Below are 18127 nucleotides of genomic sequence, written 5' to 3'. Positions count from 1 at the left end.
CGATGAGGGCCTTGGGAATTTGCGCTCACCATCGTTCAGCCGGAGTGACTTCGGCAACGCTCGCACGGTGCTTTCCGCGTTCTGAGGAACGGTTCCGGGATCGGCGGAACGCGGTCGGTGTCAGGCGCGGTCGTGGAGGGTGATCTGGTAGCCGTCGGGGTCGGCGAACGTGAACGTCCGGCCGAAGGGACCGTCGATCGGCGCGGAGACGATGGTGTGGCCGTCGGCGGCGAGAGCGTCGTGAATGGACTGGACGTCCGTGGCGTGCAGCCAGATCGCGGCACCGATGCCCGGCCGGGACGCGGAGGAGAGATCGGTGCCGGGAATGACCTCGCGGAGCGCGAACGCGATCGGCTTCGTCTCGAAGACGACGGCGTGCGGAGGTCCGGCCGGCGACCGGACGAGGCCGAGGTACTGCTCGTAGAACGCCTGTGAGGCGTCCAGGTCACGTGCCTGGAGTGAGATGAAGTCGGGACCGGTGGCGGGCATTGCGATACTCCTCGAGTCGTGTCAGTCTTCTGACACGCGCCACGCTATGTCAGAATGCTGACATGAGTCAAGATGGGGTCGACCTGCCGACGTCACTGGGCTATCTGCTGAAGGAGGCGTCGAGCGTCCTGCGCGCGGCGATGGAGGAGGTGCTGCGGCCGCTGGGGATGAGCGTGACGCACTACGCCTGCCTCGAACTGCTGGCTCAGCGGCCCGGGCTGTCGAACTCCGAACTCGCGCGGGGCGCGTTCGTGACGCGGCAGTCGATGAACGTGCTGCTGCAGGCCCTGGAGCGGGACGGCTACGTGACCAGGCCCGCGGAGGCGCCTGTGGGGAAGGTTCTTCCCGTGCGGCTCACGCCGCGCGGACGGCGGAGCCTGGAGAAGGCGTCCGCGGCGGTCCGGTCCGTCGAGGTCAGGATGACGGCCGGGATGACGGAGGCCGAGCGGTCGGAGGCGTTCCGGCTCCTGCAGGGCATGATCCGCTCGCTGCGGGCCTGAACGCGAATCGGCACCAGCACATCGAGGTGCTGGTGCCGACTCGGGTCTCACGCTGTCAGTTCGGGTAGCAGTACCACGACTGCTTCCAGTCATTGGTCCCGTTGTCGTTGCGGACGCCGAACAACGAGCCCGGCTCGACCCCGCGGGCCCGGAACCCGTATTCACGCACGCACCACTGGTCGGCTTGCGGTCGCGTCTCGTTGATCGCGTCAGCCCGCGAAGGGAACTTGTCGCCGTGGTACCTGAGCACGAAGGCCTTGAACTTGTACTCGGCGGCGCTTGCGGGGACGGTCCCGAGAACGATTCCCGCGCCCGAGGCGAGCACCAGCGCGACTCCCATCGCTTGGACAGTCCTGCCGAATTTCGCGCGCACAGCCACCTCCATTGAGCACGTGTCGGATGTGCGACCACCATCCTTTGTGCACTCCAGGTCCGGCAAGGAGGCCCGGCGCATTCCGCGTTGTGCGGAGGGAAACCCTTTACGGGCAGCGTGCGGTGCGTCACACTCCGATGAGCTCGCGACTGCCGGGCATCGGCAGCGCGAGCGTCGAGTCCAGCAGAGACCGCAGTGCCGCGCGTGGCTCGGCCGCGCAGCTGAGCCCGTCGAGCAGGTCGCAGGCCTTGCCGTGCAACCGGCGCAGGTCCCGCGCGTAGGCCGACACGGTCCGCGGTGAACGCAGGAGGTCGCGCAGCACGGCGTGGCAGCCGGCATCACCGGCGGGCACGGACCTCAGCAGGTGGGTGAGCTCCTGCACCATGCCGGCGTTGCCCTGCCGGAAGGCGTGGGCGAGCAGCAGCGGCGGCACGACGAGCCGCGGGTGACCGTCGAGGTCCACGGTGGACCGGGCGTGGTCGGCGTGCAGTTGCCGCAGTGCGCCGTAGAGCGCGCCGAACCTGCGCCACTCGTCGATGGCCTGGCCGTCGGTGAGGTAGGTCGCCATGGCCGCGTCCCTGGCGTAGGCGGCCCCGGCGAACCCGAGATTGCGCGCCAGCACCGCCTTGCGGCTGGTGTCGCTGACCGGGGCCAGCCTGGTCTCGATCGCCGAGATCGTCGAGCGGGCGATCTCGTCGAACCACCCGAGCTTGCAGCTGTCGGGCGCCCGGACCGGGTGCAGGTGCCGCATCGCGAGCATGGCGCCGCACTGCACGCCGGTGGCGTCCGACTCGGCCGAGTTCCACCACAGCGCGGAGGCGACGCACAACGGCAACGCCTTCTTGGGGTTCTCACCTCTGGCCGCCACGACGATCGCGGCGAAGACCCGTTCGGAGATCGTGGCCCGGGAGCGCGTCGCCTGCGTCGTGACCTTGGCCGCCAGGTGGGGCAGATCGGTGATGATCGAACGGAGGGCGGTGGTCAACGCGTCGCGCAGCACCTGCGTCTGCTCGTCGACCAGCCGCGTTGCTGGGGTGATCACGCGGCCAGCCTGACACGTCACGAGCCGGCCACCCGGCGGTCGCCAAGGATTCCCGAAAGAGTCGGAATCACCCCGTCGTGCCCACGCGGCGGGCGTCACGCTGCGTTAGCTTCCGGAGGTGGCCGGAGTCCCTGCGCAGAACTACGAACAAAGTGCGAAATTCGCGCATTGCGTTCGAAATGCTGAACGGGGTTCCATGGATTGAACGAAAGGTGGTGATGTGCCGGTGCGGGAGGCACTGGAGGTCCTCATCGAGGATCCCAGGTTCACCGAGTTGATCGATCCGCGGCACGGGCTGGAACGGCTCGGCGGCGGTGCGACGTGGAGCGAGGGGCCGCTGTGGCTGCCCGCCGAGAACGCCGTGATCTGGTCCGACATCCCCGGCAACCGGATCCTGCGCTGGTCGGCGGCGACCGGTGAGGTCACGGTGGACCGCACGGACGTCGAGTTCACCAACGGCCGCACCCTCGACCGCCAGGGACGGGTCGTGGCCTGTTCGCACGGCAGGCGCGCGGTCGAGCGCACCGAACCGGACGGCACGACGACCGTCCTGGTCGACCACTTCGGGTCGGCCAGGCTCAACTCTCCCAACGACGTCGTCGTCGCGTCCGACGACGCGATCTGGTTCACCGATCCGCCGTACGGGATCATCCAGCCGCACGAGGGACATCCCGGCGAGCGGGAGTACGGCGCCCACTACGTCTTCAGGTTCGTTCCCGGCACCGGCGAGCTGACCGCGCTGGTCGTGGACATGGAGGAGCCGAACGGCCTGGCGTTCTCGCCGGACGAACGGCGCCTCTACGTCTCCGACACGTCCTCCGCGCTGCGCACCGACGGCGGTGGGCAGCACTGCATCCGCGTCTACGACGTCAGCAGCGACTGGGAGTGCCGCGACGGCCGGGTGTTCGCGGAGATCGAACCCGGTGTGGCGGACGGCTTCCGGGTCGACGAGCACGGCAACGTCTGGACCTCCAGCGGCGACTCGGTCCAGGTCTACGCGCCGGACGGCACCCGTCTGGGCAAGATCCCGGTGCCCGAGAAGGTCGGCAACGTGTGCTTCGGCGGGCCGGACGGCGACGAGCTGTTCATCGCCGCCACCACGAGCCTCTACCGCGTCCGGACCAGGACCGGGGGAGCGGTCTGATGACCGCTGTGCTGAGCGTCCGGCACCTGGTGAAGTCGTTTCACGGCAACAGAGCGGTGGACGACGTCTCGTTCGAGGTGAACCGGGGCGAGATCGTCGCGTTGCTCGGCGAGAACGGCGCCGGCAAGTCCACGGTGATCAAGGTGCTCGCCGGGGTACACCGCAGGGACTCCGGCGAGGTGGTCGCCGACGGCGACATCGCGTTCGTGCACCAGGACCTCGGGCTCGTCGAGTGGATGACCGTCGCGGAGAACATCGCGATGGCCACGGGGTTCCCTCGCCGCAACGGTTTCATCTCCTGGCGTGCGGTGCGCGAGCAGGCGGAGCGGACCCTGGAGCTCGTCGGCGCCGGCATCGACCCGGACGCGCGGGTGTTCGACCTGCCCCGCACCGAACGGTCACTGCTCGCGATCGCGCGCGCCCTCGTGAACGACCCGCGGCTGCTCGTGCTGGACGAGCCCACGGCCAGCCTGCCCCAGGCCGACGTCGAACGCCTCTTCAGCGTGCTGCGCGGCCTGCGGGACAAGGGCGTCGGCATGATCTACGTGTCGCACCGCCTCGACGAGGTCTACGAGATCGCCGACTCGGTCGTGGTCATGCGCGACGGCGGTGTGGTCGCCAACGCGGCCACGACCGACATCCCGCCGGACGAACTGGTGCGGCTCATCGTCGGCAGGGACACGGAGTTCGCCGCCCCCGGTGCGCTCGGCCACGCCGTGCGGCTCGACCTGCGCGAGCTGTGCGTCGGTGACGTCGGCCCGGTCGAGCTGACCGTGCGGGCGGGCGAGGTCGTCGGTCTCGTCGGGCTGCGCGGGGCCGGACAGGACGAGATCGGCCGTGCCGTGGCGGGCGAGAAGCGGCCGACCTCCGGCCGGATGTTCCTGGACGGCGAGGAGTTCCGGCCGCGCGACACCGCGGCGGCCGTGGCGGCGGGGGTGGGCTTCACCACCTCCAACCGGGAGACCGACGGCGTCGCGAGCGGGATGTCGGTGCGGGAGAACCTCTTCCTCAACCCGGAGGTGTGGGGACGACGGCTGTTCTCCGTCTCCGGCACCGGCGGCGAACGGTCGAGGGCTGCCGCGCTGGTGCGGGAGTACGGCGTGCGCCCGCCCGACCCGGAAGCGCCGATCGACACGTTGTCCGGCGGCAACCAGCAGAAGGTGGTGCTGGCGCGCTGGTTCTCGGTCGGCAGGGCCGTGACGGTGCTGGAGGAACCGACCATGGGCGTCGACATCGGCGCCAAGGCGGACATCTACGCGTTGCTGCGCAACGCGGGCCAGCGCGGCATGGGCACGCTCGTGGTCTCGACCGATCTCGAAGAGGTCGCCGCGGTGTGCCATCGCGCGCTGGTGTTCGAACGGGGCCGCGTGACGCGGTCGCTCGCAGGGGACGAGCTGACGGTGCGCGCACTGGTCGCGGCCGTCTCGGGGTTGACGGACAAGGGAGTCTGATGCCGACGCACACCTCGGTGCGGTCGACCGCGCTGGAGCCGCGCAGGGGCGCCTCCGCCGGGCACCGGCTGGTCACCGTGTACGGCATGGTGCTGGTCGCCGTGGCGTTGTTCCTGCTGTTCACCGCGCTGGCACCGGACACGTTCGCCACCGGCCTGAACTTCCGGCTGCTCGCGGCGGGCAACGCGGTGCCGCTCGTCCTCGCGCTCGCGGTGACCGTCCCGATGATCGCGGGCAAGATCGACCTCTCCGCCGGGTTCGCGCTCGGGCTCTGGCAGGTGCTCGCGCTGTCGTTGCAGCTCAAGGGTTTCGACTACCGGCTCGTGATCGTGCTGGTGCTCGCGGGCGGTGCGGTGGTCGGCCTGGTCAACGCGCTGCTGGTGGAACTGGCCCAGGTCGACGCCTTCGTGGCGACCCTCGCGACCGGGCAGGTGGTCTTCTCGATCACCTACTGGTACACCGGCGGCAAGCAGGTCGTCGACGCCGAGGGCGCGCGGGCCGCGTACTTCGACGCGATCGCGACGTGGTCGCTCGGCCCCGTCCCCGGCCCGTTCGTGATCGCCGTGCTGCTCGTGCTGGCGCTGTGGGTCGTCCTGGAACGCCTCCCGGTCGGCCGGTACCTGTACGCGGTGGGCGCGAACCCGCGCGCCGCCGAGCTCACCGGCATCCGGCGCCGCCGGTACGTCGTCGGGTCGATGGTGGCATCCGGTGTGCTGTGCGCCGTCGCCGGAATCCTGCTGGCGGCCCGGCAGGGCGGGGTGGCGCAGGCCAACATCGGTCCGGACTTCCTGCTGCCGGCGCTCGCCGCCGCGTTCCTCGGCTCGACCACCATCCGGCCCGGCCGGGTCAACGCCTGGGGCACGTTGCTGGGCGTCGTGGTCACCACGATCGGCATCTCCGGGTTGCAGCAGCTGCTGCCCGGCCGCTTCTACCTGGAGCCGTTGTTCAACGGGCTGACCCTGGTCGCGGCCATCACGATCGCGAGTGTCGCGAGCCGCAAACGCCTGGCCCGCGCGGAAAAGCACCAGCTCGCGCCGGAGGCCGTGAAGTGAGGATCATCGCCGTGCTCGTGGCGGTGCTCGCCGCCACCGCCTGTGCCAGCCCGACCGTGGCCGAGCTCGAAGGCAGGCGTTCCGGTGCGAGCGCACCGGCCCGTCAGCTCACCCCGCCCGGCATCACCGACGTGCTCGCGGACGCCCGTGCTCGCGTCGACGAGAACCTGAACGGGCGCAACGGGTTCACCCCGCCGTCCAACCCGTCACCCGCGGTGCGCGAAGGCGGCACCATCGCGTTCGTCGCCGCCGACCTCACCAACGGCGGGGTGAACACGGTCAGCCAGGGCGTGACCGAGGCGGCGGCCGCGATCGGCTGGCAGGTCGTGCTCTTCGACGGCAAGGGCAGCGCCCAGGGCCGCGCGGACGCGTTGAACCAGGCGATCGCCCTGCGGCCGGCCGGAATCGTGCTCGGCGGGTTCGACGCCACCGAGCAGGCGGCCACGATCAAGCAGGCGGGCGTGCCTGTCGTCGGCTGGCACGCCGGCCCCGAACCGGGCCGCATCCCGCACGCCGGGGTGTTCACCAACGTCACGACCGACCCGCTCGAAGTCGCCTGGCTGGCGGCGGCCTACGCGGTCGCCGAGTCCGGCGGCCGGGCGGGAGTGGTGGTGCTGACGGACTCCCAGTACGAGATCGCCGTCCGCAAGGCGCAGGCCATGCGCGCGTACGTCGAACTGTGCTCGGGTTGCGCTGTTCTGTCCTATGAGGACTCTCCGATCGCCGACGCCGACGCGCGCATGCCGAGTCTGGTGTCGTCGTTGTTGCAGCGCAACGGCGACCGCCTCGGCTACCTGCTCGGCGTGAACGGCAACTACTTCGGCGCGGCCAAGTCCGCGCTGCGCGACGCGGGACGACCGGGCGCGGGGCCACCGTTCTCGATCGCCGCCGGTGACGGTGACGCCGCGGAGTTCCAGCGCATCCGCACCGGCGACTACCAGGCGGCGACCGTGGCCGAGCCGATGCTGCTGCACGGCTGGCAGCTCGTCGACGAGCTCAACCGCGCGGTCGCGGGCAGGGATCCGTCGGGGTTCGTGGCCAAGCCCGCGCTGATCACCAAGCGTTCGGTGCCGTCGGGGGCGGTCTTCGACCCGCAGTCCGGCTACCGCGAGATCTACCGGAAAGTTTGGGGAAAGTCGTGACTGAAGTCGGTGTCGTCGGGCTCGGCGTGATGGGATCTGCGATCACCCGCCGCTTACTCGCGACCGGGCACGCGGTGCGGGTGCACGACATCCGCGCCGAGGCGGTCAACGAGCTGGTGGCGGAAGGTGCTCTGGGTGCCGCGGATGCCGCCGAGGTGGCCGAGGCCGGCCTGGTGATCCTCTCGCTGAACACGCCGCAGATCGTGGAGCACGCGGTCTTCGGGCCACGCGGTCTGCTGACCGGTCGTTCGCACGGGGTGGTGGTGATCGACATGTCGAGCACCGACCCCGGCCGCACCCGCGAGTACGCCGCCCGTGCGCGCGAACTCGGTGCCAGGTGGGTGGACGCGCCGCTGTCCGGTGGTGCACCGGGCGCGCTCAACGGCACCCTTTCGCTGATGGTCGGCGGCGAGCCCGCTGACGTGGAAGCCGCCACGCCGGTGCTGAAGGCGCTCGCCACCGGCATCGCCCACCTCGGCCCCAGCGGCTCGGGCCAGCTCGTGAAGCTGGTCAACCAGGTCCTCGTCGGCTGCACGTTCGCCGCACTGGCCGAGTCGGCCGCACTCGTGCGCGCCGCCGGACTGCAACCGGAGGACGTGCTCGGCGCGCTCGTCGGCGGACGAGCGGACTCCGCGGTGCTGCGCGAGTTCTTCACGAAGTTCGCCGAGCTCGACCTCACCCCGACCGGCCGCCTGCGCAACATGGTGAAGGACCTGGAATCCGCCCGCGACTACGCCCGCTCGGTCGACATCCCGCTGCCGATCACCTCGGCGGTGTCGGAACTGCACCGCTGGGCGGTCGCCGCGGGCCACGGCGACGCGGACAACGCCGCGTTGATGCACTACTACCGGGAGACGGCATGACAGGCCTGTTCGACCTCACCGGCCGCCGCGCGCTGGTGACGGGTTCGAGCCGCGGCATCGGCTTCGCGCTGGCCCGCGGCCTCGCTCAGGCGGGCGCCGAGGTCGTGCTGAACGGCCGCTCCCGGCAGGCGCTGGACGAGGCGGCGGCCCAGTTCCCCGGCCGGCCCGCGGAGGTGGCCCAGTTCGACGTCACCGACGCCGGCGCGGTCGAGGAGGCGGCGAACAGCCTGGGGCGCATCGACATCCTCGTCAACAACACCGGCGTGCAGCACCGCGAGCCGATGCTCGACGTCTCGGCCGAGAACTTCCGCCGAGTCGTCGACACGAACCTGACCAGCGCCTTCCTCGTCGGCCGCGCGTTCGCCGCGGGCATGGTGCAACGCGGCCACGGCAAGATCGTCAACGTCTGCTCGGTGCAGAGCTGGCTCGCGCGGCCCGGCATCGCCGCGTACGCCGCGTCCAAGGGCGGCCTGGCCATGCTGACCAAGGGCATGTGCGCGGAGTGGGCTTCGCGCGGGGTCACCGTGAACGGGCTGGCGCCGGGCTACGTGGTGACGGAGCTGACCCAGCCGTTGGTGGACAACCCTGAGTTCGACGCGTGGATTCGCGGCCGCACGCCGGCGGGGCGGTGGGCGCGGGTCGACGACCTGGTCGGCACGCTCGTCTGGTTGTGCGCGCCCGCTTCCGACTTCGTCAACGGCCAGGTTGTGGCCGTTGACGGCGGACTGACGGCGGTGATCTGACTTGGTGGCAACGATGCCCGCTGTCGTCGCCCACGGCGCCAACGACCTGCGACTCGAAGAACTCCCCATGCCCACCCCAGGCCCAGGCGAAGTCGCCGTCTCCATCCGCTACGGCGGCATCTGCGGCTCCGACCTGCACTACTGGCGGCACGGCGCGGTCGGCGACTTCCGCCTCCGCGAACCGCTGGTGCTGGGCCACGAGGTCTCCGGGGTGGTGCGCGCGGCCGGACTGGGCGTGACAACGGTCGAGCCCGGCACCGAGGTGGCCGTCCATCCCGCCACCCCGTGCGGACTCTGCCCCCAATGCCGCGCGGACCGCCGCAACATCTGCGCGCACACCGCGTACCTGGGCAGCGCCGCGCACTTCCCGCACGTGCAGGGCGGGTTCGCCGGCGTGCTCGTCGTGCCGGAGACCCAGGTGCTGCCCACCGCGGTCGGCCTGCGTCGGGCGGCGCTGGCCGAGCCCGCGTCCGTGGCGTGGCACGCCGTGCGCCGCGCCGGGGACGTCGCCGGCAAGCGCGTCCTGGTGACCGGGGCCGGTCCGATCGGGTGCCTGGTGGTCGCCGCCGCGCGCGCCGCGGGTGCGGCCGAGGTGGTGGTCACCGACGTCTACGACGCACCGCTCGCGGTCGCGGGCCGGGTCGGCGCGACCACGACGATCCGGCTCGGCACGCCCGAGCACGAGACCGTCAAGGATCTCAACGCGGACATCGCCATCGAGTCGTCCGGCAGTGGCGCCGGGTTCGACACGTGCCTGGACGCGGTGGCGCGCGGCGGGCGCGTGGTCGGGCTCGGGCTGCTGCCGCCCGGCGGGACACCGGTCGTGCTGAACAAGATCATCACGCGGGAGCTGGACGTCGTCGGCTCGTTCCGCTTCGACCACGAGATGACCGGTGTGCTGGACGCGTTGGAGGGCACCGAACCGGTGATCACGGCGACGCTGCCGGTCGAGCGGTTCGGTGAGGCGTTCGAGCTGGCGGCTAACCCCGCGCGTTCGTGCAAGGTGTTGCTGGACTTCGGGAAGGGGGAGCGATGAGGGTCTTCGTGTCACGGCCGCGGCTGCCCGGTCGCGGCGTCGAGCTGCTCGCGTCGCGGTACCAGGTCGTCCAGTGGCACGACGACACCGCGCCCGGACCGGACGACCTGCGCGAGCTCGTGCGCGGGTGCGACGGCGCGCTGCTGCTCGGCAACGACCGGGTGGACGCGGCGCTGCTGGACGCGGCCGGGGACGGCCTGAAGGCGATCGCGCTGGCGTCCGCCGGGTTCGATGCCGTGGACCAGGACGCCGCCCGTGCGCGCAGTGTGGTCGTGACGCACACGCCCGATGTGCTGGCCGAGAGCACCGCGGACATCGCGCTGTCGCTGATGCTCATGGCCAGGCGCAGGCTGGGTGCCGCCGTCGACTCGGTGCGGCGGGGCGACTGGCGTTCGTTCCAAATGGACGGTTACCTCGGGCTCGACGTGCACGGCGCCACGCTGGGGCTCGTCGGGTACGGCCAGATCGCGCGGGCCGTCGCGCGCCGGGCCGCCGGGTTCGGGATGTCGGTCCAGCACCACGCCCGCACGCGACCGAGCGACGCGTACTCGCGCGCGGTCGGCCTCGAAGAGTTGTTGCGCACCAGCGACATCGTGTCGTTGCACGTACCGCTCACACCGGAGACGACCGGCCTGATCGGGGCGCGGGAGCTCGCGCTGATGAAGCCGACCGCGACACTGGTCAACACGGCCAGGGGAGCGATGGTGGACGAGTCCGCGCTGCTCACCGCGTTGCGCACGGGCGCGTTGCACTCGGCGGGGCTCGACGTGATGAACGACGAACCCCGGTCCGATCCGGCGGATCCGCTCTTCGCGGAGCCGAACCTGGTGGTGTTGCCGCACGTCGGGTCGGCGACGGAGCGGACGAGGGCGGCGATGGTCGAGCACGCGGCCCGCAACCTGCTCGCGGTGCTCGGCGGCGACGCGGCGCTGACCCCGCTGCCGGGCACGCCCGCGGCGTACTGATCACTTTTTCCGAAATCGGTTGCGCGAAATCCGGAAATGCTTCCCGGTGACGCGCATTGTCCACGATGTGGACGCGTGGTCGAATGGTTTGGACACGGATCATCGCGGACTTCTCGTTCGCTGAAACGCGTGGTGGTGATGGACGAATGACAGGCAGGGACCTGATGGCCGGAATGCACGGCCGCAACATCGCGTTCCTCGACAGCGCTTTTCAGCTGCGCGAGGTGAGCTTCGGGTTCGCGAAGCAGTTCGACTGCCGGCCCGAGGACATGGCCGGCGCGGATTTCACCGGACTGTTCGGGCCCGACCACGAGATGGTGCTGCTCGGGCTGTGCCTCTCGCTGCAGAGCCGGGGCGACGGGGCCTTCCGCGAGCACGTCAGCGTGCGCCGCGGCCGGGCGCGCCGGATGCTCGGCGTGGTCGTGCGGGCCGCTCAGGGCGTGCTCGTGGCGTCGGTGCACCCGTCCGCCCAGCCGCACGCCGGGTTCACGCTGAGCGCGTCGAACGCGCGCATCCTGGAACGCGTCGCCGAGGGGCGGACGGTCGACCAGATCGCCGCCGACCTGGACATCGGCGCGCAGACCGCCCGCAACCGCGTCGCCGCGGTGCTGGAGGAGTTCGGTGCCACCAGCCAGGTGTCGGCGGTGTCGAAGGCGTACGCGTGGGGCGTGCTCGACCCCAGCGTGTGGCCGCCGCGCGTGGTGGCGGCGCGAGGCGGGCACACGCCGCCGGTGCTGACCAAGGCCGGGTGAGTGCTTGCGCGGCCAGAACTTCGGCGGTGTCGTCGCCGCGGCCGTGGTGCCGTACGTGATGGACAAGCGGGCGCCCGCGGGCCTGCGCGTCGACCTCGACCGCTTCGAGCGCCACTGCACCTGGCTGGTCCGCAACGGGTGCAGCGGGGTGCTGGTGAACTCCTTCGCCCTCGGTGAGTCCGGCTCGCTCACGTACGCAGAACAACGCGAGGTGACGAGGGCCGCGGTGCGCGCGATCGGCAAGCGCGCCACGGTCGTCGCCGCCGTTCACGACGTCGGCGCCCATCAGGTCGTCGACCGGATCGGGCAGGCGGCCGAGGACGGCGTGGACGCGGTGCTGTGCATGCCGCCGTTGTCCTACGAGCCCAGCCACGCGGAGACGATGCTGCACTACGAGGCGGTGACGGCGGCCGGGCTGCCGGTGCTGGTCTGCAACAACCCCGCCGGCTGCCGGGTCGATCTCAGCCCGGCGACCCTGGCCGAACTGTCGGCGTTTGACAACGTTGTCGGCGTCTGCGACTTCTCCGGTGACGTCACGAAGATCTGGAAGACGCTCGCGCTCGCACCGGGCACCGCGATGATCACCGGCGGGGACGCGATCGTGGTGGACAGCCTGCTCTCCGGCGCGTGCGGGTGGATCGGGGCGCTGCCCAACGTCTTCCCGGAACAGGCGGTCCAGCTGGCCGACCTGCTCGCGTCGGGCCTGCTGGTGGAGGCGGAGGCGCTGCGGTGCGCGCTGGACGGCCCGCTGCGGTGGTTCGAACGCCCGGCGGCGGTGCAGATGATCAAGTTCGCGATGGACTACTGCGGCCTGTACGGCGGCCCGTACCGGCCGCCCCGGCACGGGCTCGCTGGGAAAGTGCTGTCCCAGGTGCGGCACGACGTGCGATCGGCCGTGAAATGGCTGACACCGGGATGACCTCCGCGTCAAATGAGGAAAATACTGCGGGAAATCGGCATTGATCACGCCGCCCGGCGGTGTCTAGGCTGGTTTCAGCCGCGCTGACGGTGTGGCGGAAATCGTGTCCTGCAGGGGGATCACGATTTCCGTGATCATTGCGGTTGCGTCCTGCGCAGGACGGCAGGTGTGCACGGCCCGTCACCATTCCCCGATTCCCGGCGGACCGTGCCGCCTTCTCCCCCCGAACGCCCGTCGACCGGACATGGACTCCCGGCCGGCGGGCGTTCGGCTTTCACCACCGATTCGCCGCCCGAGTGAGGGATATCCCCGCCAGTCGGGCCGGGGGCGCCGGAGCCGTCCCACGACGCACGTTCCGGTGATATCGATTCACCACATCGGGGAAGTACGAACAGGAGGTCGCATCGTGTCAGCACCCGCGACCAGTGCACGGTCAGCGCACTCACCATCGCCCGCAGGAGGCGTGCTGCTCACCGAGCAGTGCGGCCCGCACGTGCTGCTCCGCCGCGGCGACGAGACACCGCGGGAGACCGCCGTGCTCTCGACCATTCCGGCGGTGCCCGGCGCCGTGCTCTTCCTCGCCTCGTCCGGCGCGCACCGTCACCCGGCGTTGTACGACGCGATCAAGGACCGCCTCACGACGATGCGCTCGTCCGCCGAGGGCGCCGCGCTGGAGGCCGCCTGGCTCGGCGTGTCCGACCTGGGGCACGCGCAGGGCACGTGCGGCCCGTGGCTCAAGGGCGTCGCCGACGACTGCGGCGTCGACGTCTTCGCCCCGGACGGTCCGCTGACCGCGGGCCGCGGCATCGGGTTGTACGTGAACCGCACGGCGGGCGGCACCGGCTGGCGGCGCTTCGGCCCCGGCTGCAGCGGTGCCGTGGTGATGAGCTCCCGGTTCCCCATGCCGGCGTGGGAGTACGAGCTGCCGCACAGCCCCGTCGTGGCGCAGGGTGCGGTCGCCGAGTGCATCCCGGCGGGACTCTCGATCCGGCCGGAGGGTTCCGGTCCGGTGGGCCTCGCCGATCCCGCGTTCCAGGTCCCGCTGAACCCGCGCATCCCCAAGCTCGTCGTGGGCGCCGTGACACCCGCCGCCGTGGCGGAGATCATCAACCGGCTCTCCGCCCAGGCCCAGGCCGACCTGCTCGTGGTCCCCGCGGCACTCCCGGTGACGGCACCGGAGTGGTCGCGCACCCTCGCCCGCCTGCTCGGCCGCACCATCACGATCACCACCGGACTGCAGGTGCTGGGCAAGGACGGCGGCCTCCGCACCGTGGTGCCGGACGCCTCGGTGACCGAACCGCTCACCCCGCTCGCCACCATGCTGCGCCAGTCGCCCGACGGTGAGCCGCCGCAGGTGATCGACGTCGCCCCGGCACCGGTCGGCTGGCAGCTCGACGGCTCGAACCGCTACCGGCTGCTGTCCTCTTTGGACGTGATCGCGGAGATGGTGCCGGGTGGCGTGCACGTGCTGCTGGACGGCGAGCAGTCGGCCGTCGGCACCCGGTTCGACCCGAAGTGGTGGACGCTCGCGCTCGGCGCGCACGGCCGCGAGGTCACCGAGCGCGAGCTCGACGCGGCCCGGCTGCTGATCGACCAGTTCGGCCCGGCGCACCGGCGCGCCTCCCGCATCCGTCCACTCGGGACGTTCGACCCGGCCGCGATCGCCGCGCTGGAGGCGCGCGCGTGGTCGTTGCGGGCTCAGGAGAGCGCCGCCCCGCCGCCTCGCTTCGTGCACGGCGTCGACGCGCGGCCCTCGGCCGAGAAGGTGACGGCTCCGCCCGCACCTGTGGCCGAGGAGGCGGTGGCGCCGGTTTCCCCGGTCCGGGTGCCGAACGCCCCTTCGATCCAGGCGGCCGGACCCGCCAGGGAACCCGTCGTCGCCCAACGGCCGGAGACGATCGTCGCTCCGGGTGCCGCCGAGAAGGTCGTGGACGAACCGCGCCCCACCGCTCAGGCGGCCGCGGCACCACCTGCGGCGGCACCGCCCGCGGCTGCACCGCCCGCGGAGGCACCGCCCGTGATCGACCGCGTCGCGCCCCCACCGCCCGCGATCGACCGCGTCGCGCCCCCACCGCCCGTCATCGACCCGCCCGAGCGGCCCGCGGCGCCCGTCCCCGTCGTCACGGTCTCCGGCCCGGCCCTGCCCGAGCCGTCCCCGGAACCCGCGCCAGAACCCGCCCTCGCCGAACCCGCGCCGGAACCGCGGGCCGCGCGCCGGGCCACCGTCGTCGAGTTCGCCGACCGCTCCAGCACCGCCACCGAACAGTCACGGCTCGCGGTGAGCGCCGGCACCCGCTACACCGAAGCGCTGGCCGCGGTGAACGTCGGTCTCTCGGCGTGGCCGATGCTGCGCCCCGAGGCCAAGGCGGACTACGTCGCGGTCTGCCTGCTGCTCGGCACCGGCGCGGCGGGCGCCGTGGCGCTGAACCAGGGGCTGGCCGAGGGCGCACCGGAGCCGTTCGACGGCTACCTGGCGTGCCTGACCTCCGGCCTGCGCCGCCTGCCCACGCACCGCAAGGTCGTGCTGCGCCAGGAGAAGCTGCACGGCAGGCAGCCGCATCCGGTGGGCACGGTGCTGATCGAGCCCGGTTTCCTCAGCGCGAGCGCCCAGCTCGACGTCACGACCCCCGGCGCTGACCTCGACGTGCTGATCTGGCCCGCCACCGCGCGGCGCACCTCGGAGCTGTTCATGGGCCGGGCGTTCGAGGAGACGGTGTTCCACGGCGGCTGCCGGCTCAAGGTGCTCGGCCTGCGCGTCGACGAGTCCGAACAGGACGGTGAGGTGCCGCGGCCGCGGCAGGCACTGCTGGTGCGCGAGCTGCTGCCCGGTGAGGACCCCGGCGTGGCGGACGCGCGCGACGAGCAGGCGTTGACCAAGCTCGACCAGGCCTGGCACACCCGCCGGACCGCGAACGTGCGGCTGGTGGACGACGAGGACCACGTGGCGCGGCTGACCACGCCGATGCCGGAGGTCACGCCGTGATCCGCAAGGTGCTGCTGGCCGCCGCGCTCGTGCTCGTCGCGACGCCGTTGCCCGCCAACGCCCAGCCGGGCGTGCTGCGTCCCGGCCAGCAATGCCTCGGCGCACCGCCCGGCAAGATCACCGACGTGCCGTGGGCGCAGCGACAGCTCGCGCCGCAGCGGGTCTGGCCGCTCACCCGAGGCGGGGGAGTGACGGTCGGTGTCGTGGACACCGGTGTCGACGCGGGCAGCCCGCAGCTGGCCGGCCGCGTGCAGCAGGGGCTGGACGTGCGCAATCCGGGTGGGAAGCCCGCGAACAACGACTGCTTCGGCCACGGCACGTTCGTGGCGGGCATCATCGCCGCCGCGCCCGCCGACGACACGTTGTTCGCCGGCATGGCACCAGACGCCACCATCCTGCCCATCCGCGTCGCGAACGAGGGGAAGGACACGACGGCCGCGTTGCTCGCGCAGGGCATCCGTGCCGCTGTGGACGGTGGTGTGCGCGTGCTGAACCTGTCGGCCAGTGCGGGCGGTCCCACCCCGGAGCTCTCCGCCGCGATCGCCTACGCGGCCGAACGGGACGTGCTGATCGTGTCGGCCTCCGGCAACAACGACAACGACAGCGGCCCGACGCCGTACCCCGCCACCGACAAGTCGGTGCTCGCGGTCGGGGCGGTGGACCAGGAGGGCAAGCGCGCGTCGTTCTCGCTGGCCGGCCCGCACCTCAGGCTGGCGGCTCCCGGCGTGAACGTGTGCAGCGTCGGCCCCGGCGGTCCCGGCCAGTGGGAGGCCAGCGGCACCAGCTACGCCGCGCCGTTCGTGACCGGCGTCGCCGCGCTCGTCCGCGCCTACCGCCCGAAGCTCACGGCGACCCAGGTGCTGCACCGCCTGGAGGCCACCGCCGACCGCCCACCGGCGAACCTGCCGTCCCCGGAGTTCGGGTGGGGCACGGTGAACCCGCTGGCCGCCGTGACCGCGGTGCTGCCGGAGGAGGGCGAGGCCGGTGCCGTGGTGGCGCCGGTGCCCGCGGCCGCGAGCTTCCCGGTGGCACCGCAGGAGGACCGCGCGAGCACGCTGCTGGTCACGCTCGGGCTGATCGGTGCCGCGCTGGTCGTGGTGGCCGTGGGGTTCGCCGTGCTGGTGCTGCCCGCGGGACGGCGCCGCCGCTGGGCACCCGCCCGCCGCCTGAACACCGAGAGCTGAGCCTAGCTGTCGGATTTGGCCACTGCCGCGGCCCGGCTTCGACGGATTGTCCACTGTTGCCGTGCCCCTCCCACCCCGAGACTGATCGGGTTCCGATCGAACGTTCTCGATGTGGAAGGAGGGCCGATGCCGCAGGACCTTCAACCGTCGTTGCGCAACCGCCACCTCAGCATGATCGCCATCGCCGGGGTCATCGGCGCCGGGCTGTTCGTCGGCAGCGGGGCGGCGATCGGCAAGGCGGGGCCCGGTGTGCTCGTCTCGTACGCCGCCGCAGGCCTGCTCGTCGTGCTCGTGATGCGGATGCTGGGGGAGATGTCCGCGGCCAACCCCGACACCGGCAGCTTCTCCGCCTACGCCGAACGCGCGATCGGGCCGTGGGCCGGGTTCGCGATCGGATGGCTGTACTGGTGGTTCTGGGTCGTGGTGGTCGGCATCGAGGCCACCGCGGGCGCCGCGATCGTGCACCGCTGGGTGCCGGCCGTTCCACAGTGGACGTGGGCGCTCGTGCTGACGGTCCTGCTGACGCTGACGAACCTCTACTCGGTGCGGTCGTTCGGCGAGTTCGAGTTCTGGTTCGCGGGCATCAAGGTCGCCGCGATCACCGTGTTCCTCGTGGTGGGCGTGCTCGCCATCGGCGGTCTGCTGCCGGGCTTCGCGTCTCCGGGAACGGCCAACCTCGTCGGTCACGGCGGGTTCTTCCCGCAGGGCAGCGGCCCGGTGTTCGCCGCGATGCTCGTCGTGGTCTTCTCGTTCTTCGGCGCCGAGATCGCCACCGTCGCGGCGGGGGAGTCGGAGAACCCCGTGCAGGCCGTGCGCACCGCGGTGCGGTCCGTGGTGTGGCGCATCCTGGTCTTCTACATCGGGTCCATCGCGGTCGTCGTCACGCTGCTGCCGTGGAACGACGCCAACGTGGCCAAGAGCCCGTACGTGGCCGTGCTGGACACGCTCGGACTGCCCGCGGCCGCGGTGGTCATGGACGTCGTGGTGCTCACGTCGGTGCTGTCGTGCCTGAACTCAGGCCTGTTCACCGCGTCCCGCATGGTGTTCTCGCTCGCCCGCCGCGGCGAGGCCCCCGCCGTGTTCGGCAAGGTCTCCCGGCGAGGCGTGCCGACGGTCGCGGTGCTGGCGTCCACCGTCGTCGGGTTCATCACGGTGGCGCTGAACTACCTCTCGCCGGACACCGTGTTCCTGTTCCTGGTGAACTCCTCCGGCGCCGTGGCGGTGTTCGTCTGGCTGACCATCGCGGTGTCGCAGCTGAAGATGCGGCGGCGCCTGGCCCAGGAGTCACCTGAGCGCCTCACCTTGCGCATGTGGGGCTACCCCTACCTGACGTGGGCGGCGATCGTCGGCATGGTGGGTCTGCTGGCGGGCATGCTGTTCGACGCGGACGCGCGTTCACAGCTCCTCCTGAGCCTGCTCGTCGCGGCGGTCGTGGTGGCCGTCGGCGTCGTGCGGACTCGGCGCCGCGTGACGGTGTGACGAACCGGAG

The 18127-nt window shown here is 71.8% G+C and carries 17 protein-coding genes; 14 read left to right on the top strand and 3 right to left on the bottom strand.

Annotated elements, in window-relative coordinates; translation table 11 throughout:
• Nucleotides 1-120: 120 nt before the first annotated feature.
• Nucleotides 121-489 carry a VOC family protein gene (locus tag ACWEIJ_RS21255; RefSeq protein ID WP_449838910.1) on the bottom strand — a complete coding sequence of 123 codons (369 nt, stop codon included), beginning with the start codon at nt 487-489 and terminating at the stop codon, nt 121-123.
• A gap of 62 nt (nt 490-551) precedes the next feature.
• Between ACWEIJ_RS21255 and ACWEIJ_RS21250 the strand changes: the two genes are divergently transcribed.
• The gene (locus ACWEIJ_RS21250; RefSeq protein WP_449838909.1) at nt 552-989 is read left to right on the top strand and encodes a MarR family winged helix-turn-helix transcriptional regulator; all 438 of its coding nucleotides are present in this window, start codon (nt 552-554) and stop codon (nt 987-989) included.
• Between the two features lie 55 nt (nt 990-1044).
• Here ACWEIJ_RS21250 and ACWEIJ_RS21245 read toward each other — a convergent pair whose 3' ends face one another.
• Together ACWEIJ_RS21245 and ACWEIJ_RS21240 are read right to left on the bottom strand one after the other, a co-directional pair.
• Complete coding sequence (locus ACWEIJ_RS21245) at nt 1045-1329, bottom strand: hypothetical protein (protein ID WP_449838908.1); 285 nt, start codon at nt 1327-1329, stop codon at nt 1045-1047.
• A 160-nt stretch (nt 1330-1489) separates the two neighbouring features.
• The gene (locus ACWEIJ_RS21240) at nt 1490-2404 is read right to left on the bottom strand and encodes a hypothetical protein (protein WP_449838907.1); all 915 of its coding nucleotides are present in this window, start codon (nt 2402-2404) and stop codon (nt 1490-1492) included.
• 226 nt (nt 2405-2630) lie between these two features.
• Between ACWEIJ_RS21240 and ACWEIJ_RS21235 the strand changes: the two genes are divergently transcribed.
• From ACWEIJ_RS21235 to ACWEIJ_RS21175, 13 genes are all read left to right on the top strand, one after another.
• On the top strand, nt 2631-3548 hold the full coding sequence (locus tag ACWEIJ_RS21235; RefSeq protein ID WP_449838906.1) for an SMP-30/gluconolactonase/LRE family protein: 918 nt from the start codon (nt 2631-2633) through the stop codon (nt 3546-3548).
• Nucleotides 3548-4999: a sugar ABC transporter ATP-binding protein gene (locus ACWEIJ_RS21230; protein ID WP_449838905.1), complete on the top strand. Its 1452-nt coding sequence runs from the start codon at nt 3548-3550 to the stop codon at nt 4997-4999. The genes ACWEIJ_RS21235 and ACWEIJ_RS21230 overlap by 1 nt, the downstream gene beginning before the upstream one ends.
• Nucleotides 4999-6051, top strand: a complete 1053-nt coding sequence (locus ACWEIJ_RS21225; protein ID WP_449838904.1) for an ABC transporter permease — start codon at nt 4999-5001, stop codon at nt 6049-6051. The genes ACWEIJ_RS21230 and ACWEIJ_RS21225 overlap by 1 nt, the downstream gene beginning before the upstream one ends.
• Nucleotides 6048-7193 carry a substrate-binding domain-containing protein gene (locus ACWEIJ_RS21220; protein ID WP_449838903.1) on the top strand — a complete coding sequence of 382 codons (1146 nt, stop codon included), beginning with the start codon at nt 6048-6050 and terminating at the stop codon, nt 7191-7193. Before ACWEIJ_RS21225 ends, ACWEIJ_RS21220 begins: the two co-directional genes overlap by 4 nt.
• Nucleotides 7190-8056: an NAD(P)-dependent oxidoreductase gene (locus ACWEIJ_RS21215; protein WP_449838902.1), complete on the top strand. Its 867-nt coding sequence runs from the start codon at nt 7190-7192 to the stop codon at nt 8054-8056. Before ACWEIJ_RS21220 ends, ACWEIJ_RS21215 begins: the two co-directional genes overlap by 4 nt.
• The gene (locus ACWEIJ_RS21210; protein WP_449838901.1) at nt 8053-8799 is read left to right on the top strand and encodes an SDR family oxidoreductase; all 747 of its coding nucleotides are present in this window, start codon (nt 8053-8055) and stop codon (nt 8797-8799) included. The genes ACWEIJ_RS21215 and ACWEIJ_RS21210 overlap by 4 nt, the downstream gene beginning before the upstream one ends.
• Before the next feature lie 13 nt (nt 8800-8812).
• Nucleotides 8813-9835: an L-idonate 5-dehydrogenase gene (locus tag ACWEIJ_RS21205; protein ID WP_449838900.1), complete on the top strand. Its 1023-nt coding sequence runs from the start codon at nt 8813-8815 to the stop codon at nt 9833-9835.
• A complete protein-coding gene (locus ACWEIJ_RS21200; protein ID WP_449838899.1) occupies nt 9832-10800 on the top strand; it encodes a 2-hydroxyacid dehydrogenase in 969 nt (322 codons plus the stop codon). The genes ACWEIJ_RS21205 and ACWEIJ_RS21200 overlap by 4 nt, the downstream gene beginning before the upstream one ends.
• Nucleotides 10801-10946: 146 nt before the next feature.
• Complete coding sequence (locus tag ACWEIJ_RS21195; RefSeq protein WP_449838898.1) at nt 10947-11552, top strand: LuxR C-terminal-related transcriptional regulator; 606 nt, start codon at nt 10947-10949, stop codon at nt 11550-11552.
• Between the two features lie 4 nt (nt 11553-11556).
• Nucleotides 11557-12471, top strand: coding sequence for a dihydrodipicolinate synthase family protein (locus tag ACWEIJ_RS21190; RefSeq protein ID WP_449838897.1), 915 nt, complete (start codon nt 11557-11559; stop codon nt 12469-12471).
• 463 nt (nt 12472-12934) lie between these two features.
• Nucleotides 12935-15454: a hypothetical protein gene (locus ACWEIJ_RS21185; protein ID WP_449838896.1), complete on the top strand. Its 2520-nt coding sequence runs from the start codon at nt 12935-12937 to the stop codon at nt 15452-15454.
• The gene (mycP, locus tag ACWEIJ_RS21180; protein WP_449838895.1) at nt 15451-16638 is read left to right on the top strand and encodes a type VII secretion-associated serine protease mycosin; all 1188 of its coding nucleotides are present in this window, start codon (nt 15451-15453) and stop codon (nt 16636-16638) included. The genes ACWEIJ_RS21185 and mycP overlap by 4 nt, the downstream gene beginning before the upstream one ends.
• Nucleotides 16639-16764: 126 nt before the next feature.
• The gene (locus tag ACWEIJ_RS21175; protein WP_449838894.1) at nt 16765-18117 is read left to right on the top strand and encodes an amino acid permease; all 1353 of its coding nucleotides are present in this window, start codon (nt 16765-16767) and stop codon (nt 18115-18117) included.
• The last annotated feature ends 10 nt before the right edge of the window (nt 18118-18127 follow it).

This window comes from Lentzea sp. NPDC004789 (assembly GCF_053601075.1).
This window is presented reverse-complemented; position numbering and strand designations above follow the sequence as displayed.